Source organism: Cellulomonas triticagri (assembly GCF_003696205.1).
Lineage (GTDB): Bacteria > Actinomycetota > Actinomycetes > Actinomycetales > Cellulomonadaceae > Cellulomonas > Cellulomonas triticagri.
In genome coordinates, this window is sequence record NZ_RFFI01000193.1 from 1 (window position 1) to 4,257 (window position 4,257).

Annotated in this window: 5 protein-coding genes and 1 pseudogene; 5 read left to right on the plus strand and 1 reads right to left on the minus strand. The window is 75.8% G+C overall.

From position 1 onward, the window contains the following. From EBM89_RS22650 to EBM89_RS19720, 5 genes and pseudogenes are all read left to right on the plus strand, one after another. Positions 1 to 120: pseudogene (locus EBM89_RS22650) on the plus strand (IS30 family transposase); the annotation flags it as partial. 136 nt (positions 121 to 256) lie between these two features. Continuing rightward, the gene (locus EBM89_RS19705) at positions 257 to 1,711 is read left to right on the plus strand and encodes a glycoside hydrolase family 1 protein (protein WP_122151287.1); all 1,455 of its coding nucleotides are present in this window, start codon (positions 257 to 259) and stop codon (positions 1,709 to 1,711) included. 66 nt (positions 1,712 to 1,777) lie between these two features. Beyond that, entirely contained in the window at positions 1,778 to 2,089 is a 312-nt protein-coding gene (locus EBM89_RS19710; protein WP_122151289.1) for an Rv1322 family protein, read from the plus strand. A gap of 27 nt (positions 2,090 to 2,116) precedes the next feature. Beyond that, the gene (locus EBM89_RS19715; protein WP_122151288.1) at positions 2,117 to 2,944 is read left to right on the plus strand and encodes an alpha/beta hydrolase; all 828 of its coding nucleotides are present in this window, start codon (positions 2,117 to 2,119) and stop codon (positions 2,942 to 2,944) included. A gap of 49 nt (positions 2,945 to 2,993) precedes the next feature. Beyond that, the gene (locus tag EBM89_RS19720; RefSeq protein WP_233571875.1) at positions 2,994 to 3,782 is read left to right on the plus strand and encodes an alpha/beta fold hydrolase; all 789 of its coding nucleotides are present in this window, start codon (positions 2,994 to 2,996) and stop codon (positions 3,780 to 3,782) included. Positions 3,783 to 3,789: 7 nt separating this feature from the next. Here the strand turns inward: EBM89_RS19720 and EBM89_RS19725 are convergent. Then, positions 3,790 to 4,257: hypothetical protein (locus EBM89_RS19725; protein ID WP_233571876.1), on the minus strand; the 468-nt coding region annotated here is incomplete at its 5' end.

Here is a 4,257-nt window from a genome sequence, read left to right on the forward strand (position 1 = left end):
TGGACCCAGGACGACCTCGACGCCGTCGCCCGCCAGCTCAACGGCCGACCCCGCGAGACCCTGGACTGGCAGAATCCCGCACAACGACTCAACGACCTACTCGTTGCAACCGCCGCCTGAAACCGCCCCGCGGGAACCCGCAAGTGGTGACCACTCGACGCCCGTACGCCGGGGGAGCGGGTGCGGGAGCGCTTCCACAGTCCTGTATCGTATCGATTCGACAACGCCGTCGCCCGACCGAGAGACCGAGGAACCCATGACCACGTCCCGTCCGTCCGGACGCCAGTTCCCCGCCGACTTCCTGTGGGGGTCGGCCACCGCCGCGTACCAGATCGAGGGCGCCGCCACCGAGGGTGGTCGCGGGCCGTCGATCTGGGACACGTTCTCCGCCGTCCCGGGCGCCGTGCTCAACGGCGACTCCGGTGCCGTCGCCGCGGACCACTACCACCGCGTGCCCGAGGACGTCGCCCTGATGCAGGCGCTCGGCCTCCAGGCGTACCGGCTGTCCGTGGCCTGGCCGCGCGTGCAGCCCGACGGCCAGGGGGAGTGGAACGCCGAGGGCCTGGCGTTCTACACCGACCTCGTCGACCGGCTCATCGCCGCGGGCATCAAGCCCGTCGTCACGCTGTACCACTGGGACCTCCCGCAGCCGCTGGAGGACCAGGGCGGCTGGGCGAACCGCGAGACCGCCTACCGGTTCGCGGACTACGCCCGCAAGCTCGCCGAGGTGCTGGGCGACAAGGTCACCGTGTGGACGACGCTCAACGAGCCGTGGTGCTCCGCGTACCTCGGCTACGCCTCCGGCGTGCACGCCCCGGGCCGCACCGAGCCCGCCGCCTCACTCGCTGCCGTGCACCACCTCAACCTCGCGCACGGCCTGGCCGCCCGCGCGATCCGCGAGGTGCTCGGCGACGCCGCGCAGATCTCGATCACCCTGAACCTGCACGTCACCCGGGCCGCGTCCGACGCCCCCGAGGACGTCGCGGCGAAGCGGCAGATCGACGTCGTCGCGAACGAGGTGTTCCTGCAGCCGCTGCTGGAGGGGCACTACCCGGCGGAGGTCCGCGCGCAGACCGCCGCGGTCTCCGACTGGTCGTTCGTGCAGGACGGCGACCTGGAGATCATCCGGCAGCCGATCGACCTGCTCGGCGTGAACTACTACTCCACCGGCCGGGTGCAGCGCCTGCACGGCGAGCCCGTCGTCGGCGACGGCAGCCCCGGCGTGGACGGCCACAAGTCCTCCGTGGTCAGCCCGTGGGTCGGCTGCGACGACGTCGAGTGGCTGCCCCAGCCCGGCCCGCACACCGCGATGGGCTGGAACATCGAGCCGCAGGGCCTGGCGGACCTGCTGGTCGAGATGCACGAGCGCTACCCGGGCCTGCCGCTCGCGGTGACCGAGAACGGCGCCGCGTTCGCCGACGAGGTGTCCGCCGACGGCCGCGTGCACGACCTGCCGCGCGTGGAGTACCTGCACGACCACATCGACGCCGTCGGCGCCGCGATGGACGCCGGCGCGGACGTGCGCGGGTACTTCGTGTGGTCGCTGATGGACAACTTCGAGTGGGCGTACGGCTACGACCGCCGGTTCGGCGTCGTGCGCGTCGACTACGACACGCTGGAGCGCACGCCGAAGGACTCGGCGCTCTGGTACCGCGACCTGGTCCGCACCCGCACCATCGCCCCCGCGGCGACAGCGGCGACGCTGTCCTGACCCCGCGCGCGCGGAGGGCGGTCACCGGTGGTGGCCGCCCTCCCGTGCATCCGGGACAATCGGTGCGTGCCGTCCTCCCGCCGCTCCGGCAAGCGCCCCTACGCCGCCGAGCACGTCCCGCTCGACCTCGACCGGGTCCGCGGCGGCCGCACGTCCGAGGACGCCGCCGACGGCGCGTGGACGGTGCAGCGGGTCGGCGGTTCCGACCGCACGTTCCGCTGCCCGGGCTGCGACCAGGAGATCGCGGTGGGCACCCCGCACGTCGTCGCGTGGCGGTCGGACGGCCTCTTCGGCCCGGACGCGGCGCTGGCCGACCGGCGGCACTGGCACTCCGCGTGCTGGTCGGCCCGGCACCGGCGGGGCCCCACCCGCCGCTGACGTGCGCGCGGACTACGCTCGACGGTGATGAGCACCGACGCCGCCCCCACCCCGATCCGCTCGCTGACCGTCCTGCCCGCGCACCGCGAGGACGTCGAGCTGCACACCGCCGACGGGCTCACCCTGGTCGGCGAGCTCGCGCTCCCGGTGCACCCGGACGGGACGCCGAAGACCCCGGCGGCGACGCTGGTCACCCTGCACCCGCTGCCCACGCACGGCGGCTACATGGACTCGCACGTGCTGCGCAAGGCCGCGTGGCGGCTGCCCGCCCTCGCGGACGTCGCGGTGCTCCGGTTCAACACCCGCGGGACGTCCAGCCCGCGCGGCACCAGCGACGGGGCGTTCGACGAGGGCCGCTCCGAGAAGCTCGACGTGCACGCCGCCATCGAGCTCGCGGAGTTCCGCGACCTCCCGCACCCGTGGCTCGTCGGCTGGTCGTTCGGCACGGAGCTGGCCCTGATGCACGGCCTCGACCCCGTGATCGAGGGCGCCGTGCTGCTCTCGCCCCCGCTGCACCGGGCCACCGACGCCGACCTCGACGCGTGGGACGCCGACGGCAAGCCCCTCGTCGTGCTCGTCCCGGAGCACGACGACTACCTGCGTCCCGCCGAGGCCCGTGCGCGCTTCGCCCGGGTGCGGCAGGCGGAGGTGATCGGCGTCGACGGCGCCAAGCACCTGTGGGTCGGGGAGCCGTACGTCCGCCGGGTGCTGGACGAGATCGTCGCGCACGTCCGTCCCGACGCCTCCATCCCGCTGCCGACCACCTGGGACGGCCCCAGCGAGCAGGCCGCCGCGCCCGCCGTCCCGCAGTCGCCCGAGGCGGAGTCGTTCGCCGGCTCCGCCGACGAGGACTGACCGCAGCCATCCCCACGCCCGCACCCAGCCGCACCCCGAGGAGCCCGCCGTGCCGACCGACATCCCCGCCGTCCTGCACGTCCTGCGGCCCGGCACCGGGACCCCGCTGGTGCTGCTGCACGCCTTCCCCGTCGACGCGCGCCTGTGGGAGGACGTCGCCCCGCTCGTCCCCGGCGACGCCCCGGTCCTGGCGGTCGACCTGCCCGGCCTCGGCGCGGCGCGCGACGTCACGCTGCCCGAGCCCGCCCTGGAGGCGTCCGCCGACGCGGTCGCCGCGGTGCTCGCGGACGCCGGGCACGCCCGGGCCGTCGTCGCCGGGCTGTCGATGGGCGGCTACGTCGCGCTGGCCCTGGTCGAGCGGCACCCCGACCTCGTCGTCGGCCTCGGCCTGCTGGACACCAAGGCAACCGCCGACCCCGAGGACGCGCACGCCAACCGGCTGCGCGTCGCGGACGTGGTGGAGCGCAGCGGCACCGTGGACGAGGTGCTGCCGATGGCGACCGCCCTGCTCGGCGACGCCACGCGGGCCCGGCCCGAGGTCGTGTCCCGCGTCGAGGGCTGGATCCGCTCGCAGCCCCCGGCGGGTGTCGCGTGGTCCCAGCGCGCCATGGCGGCGAGGCCCGACCGCACCGCGGTGCTCGCCGGGTTCGGCGGGCCGGTGCTCGTGCTGGTGGGGGAGCAGGACGGCCCGACCCCGGTCGAGGTCGCGCGCGCGACGGCGGCCGTCGTCGGCGGGGAGCCGGTCGTCGTCCCGGGGGCGGGGCACCTCACCGCCGTCGAGACCCCGGAGCCCGTCGCCGCCGCCCTGGGCGCGCTGGTCGTCCGGTCGGTCCCGTAGTCCGCGGTCAGCCCTCGCCGAGGGCGCGCGACAGCGCGATCGGCAGGTCCAGCGACTCGCCGTCCTTGCCGCCCGCGCCGATGACGAGCGGCGGGTCCTGCGGCTCCGGGCGCACGCCGCGCCAGCGGGCCGCGAGCGACGGCGGGACGGTCAGCACGTAGAAGCCGCCGTCGGTGCCGACCGCGACCGTGCGGTCCTTGCGCAGGTACCAGCCCCGCAGCGGCGTCCGGTAGCGGCCGCGACCGCCGTAGCCCTGGGCGTGCAGGGGCTCGGGGGCGACGCCCCGCTCCGTGGCGGTGGTGACGAAGTCCGCGATGAGCTCCCGGGCGCGGGCGGACTCCGCCTGCCGGTGCGCGCGGAGCGCGGCCTCGTGCGCGTCGGCGGCCTCGCGACGGCGCGAGCGCCAGTCCGCCGCCGACTCGGCACCGGGTCGGGCGGTCGGGGCCGCGTCCGGGGCGGTGTCCGGGCTGTCCGC

What these genes read in the sequence shown, in the direction of transcription:
- EBM89_RS19705 (WP_122151287.1), top strand. Translation starts at nt 257, where the DNA reads ATGACCACGTCCCGTCCGTCCGGACGCCAGTTCCCCGCCGACTTCCTG.
- EBM89_RS19715 (WP_122151288.1), top strand. Translation starts at nt 2,117, where the DNA reads ATGAGCACCGACGCCGCCCCCACCCCGATCCGCTCGCTGACCGTCCTG.